Here is a 1,499-nt window from a genome sequence, read left to right as displayed (position 1 = left end):
CTTACGATGGTAGGAGTCGAGTTCTGGGCGGGTAGAACCCATAGTTGTCTCCATTCTGTCGCCGCTCCTTCGACAGGGTGGGATCCCTTCAGATGGAATCCTTTGGCAATCTCGCTCTCAATCGTCGATCTTGCGGTACAATAGTCGCCGCACTGATTGCGGGTGTGGTTCAATGGTAGAACTCCAGCCTTCCAAGCTGATAACGCGGGTTCGATTCCCGTCACCCGCTCCATAAAAAAGTAGGCCAGGCATCTAGTATGCCTGGCCTTTTCTTTTTTCTGGAGCAGAGGTTCCGCCGGATTGTACATTGTTACCCTGCTATAGACAAACCGTCGAGAGCGGGGTAACAATGCGGCCGGGCGAAGCTAAGAGGCTTGCCCCCTCAAGTAGGCGATGATGTCGTCGGATTCATAGAGGGGCTTGCCCTTGACGACAAGGCAGGGAACCTGCTTCTTCCCGCCGATGTGAACAAGGTCGTTCTGGTTGCCAGGCTGAAGGGTGTCGCGCAGATCAAGATTGATCTTGCTGTCCTCCATAAAACGCAGTACTTTTTGGCAGTAAGGACACGTTTTCTTGTAATAGAGCAGATGGTCTTCCAGGTACGGCATGGGCGTTCCTTTCCTCGCCAAGTGAATGGCCAACTGGCGAAATAGGTGAACGAAACTCTATCATAGGATAGAAGTTTGCCGTTTGGTAAGGGGGAGACCACTTGTTGACGAGCGGTTTACTAATCGACTGTTTTAAAAATTTCAGGCAAAAATCAATAATTAATATGATATCATGTATAGATTTTTTCATTTAAAAGTAAAAATCGCACCATTTATTAGGTGCAGTGGGAAAGATATCTGGCGCGCCCGGCAGGATTCGAACCTGCAACCGACGGATTAGAAGTCCGTTGCTCTATCCATTGAGCCACGGGCGCGTGCGATGCAGCATCGGTATTATACCGTAAAACGTTCGGCTGTACCGCCGCAAGGAAAGATTGGTCGCCGATAGCGTTCCTTCGGAGAAACCGCACGTGAAAAACGACCTTTGAACCTTGCTTCCCCTTGTGGGACGGTCGAATGGGCTGCTTTCTTCCCGCCGCTTCCCGCTCATCGTTGAGCTGCTTGCATCAGGAGTGCATGTTTCACGTACTTTATGCATTTCCACTTATCAGGCTTTTTGCGGAAGGGGTTGGCACCCCTTGATTCTTGTCTGGAAAAGCGTTGTTTCGTTCGATATCGTACTTTGCAGTGCTAAAGTGAATGTGTTGGAAATGTGAATAAAAGGGGGAGGAATGTCATCCGTTCGCCGAAAAAACACCTGATATCAAACCTGGTTCGATTTTGTTGCAGTTTTGTGGTTGCAATTCGAATCGAAGCATGAGATTTTGGGCTTATCGAGTGGCCGGACGGTGCGCAACGGATGGCCTCGAACCCGAAAATCTGGAAATGCATAAAAGAAAAGGAGGGCTGCAATGACCGGCATCCACGTCCCAAGCGAGATCAAGCCGCTCA

At 49.7% G+C, this 1,499-nt stretch carries 2 protein-coding genes and 2 tRNA genes; 1 reads left to right on the top strand and 3 read right to left on the bottom strand.

Going from position 1 to position 1,499, the window contains the following annotated elements; genetic code table 11:
- Positions 1 to 158: 158 nt before the first annotated feature.
- Positions 159 to 232, top strand: a tRNA-Gly gene (locus RR842_RS11535).
- Positions 233 to 365: 133 nt separating this feature from the next.
- Here RR842_RS11535 and RR842_RS11530 read toward each other — a convergent pair.
- The 3 genes from RR842_RS11530 to RR842_RS11520 form a co-directional block, all read right to left on the bottom strand.
- Positions 366 to 608, bottom strand: coding sequence for a glutathione S-transferase N-terminal domain-containing protein (locus RR842_RS11530; protein ID WP_332722704.1), 243 nt, complete (start codon positions 606 to 608; stop codon positions 366 to 368).
- Between the two features lie 238 nt (positions 609 to 846).
- Positions 847 to 922, bottom strand: a tRNA-Arg gene (locus RR842_RS11525).
- A gap of 389 nt (positions 923 to 1,311) precedes the next feature.
- Positions 1,312 to 1,499 (bottom strand): hypothetical protein (locus RR842_RS11520; RefSeq protein ID WP_332722702.1); only part of this gene is annotated, 188 nt, incomplete at its 5' end.

The organism is Gordonibacter sp. (assembly GCF_036667095.1).
Classification (GTDB): domain Bacteria; phylum Actinomycetota; class Coriobacteriia; order Coriobacteriales; family Eggerthellaceae; genus Gordonibacter.
This window is presented reverse-complemented; position numbering and strand designations above follow the sequence as displayed.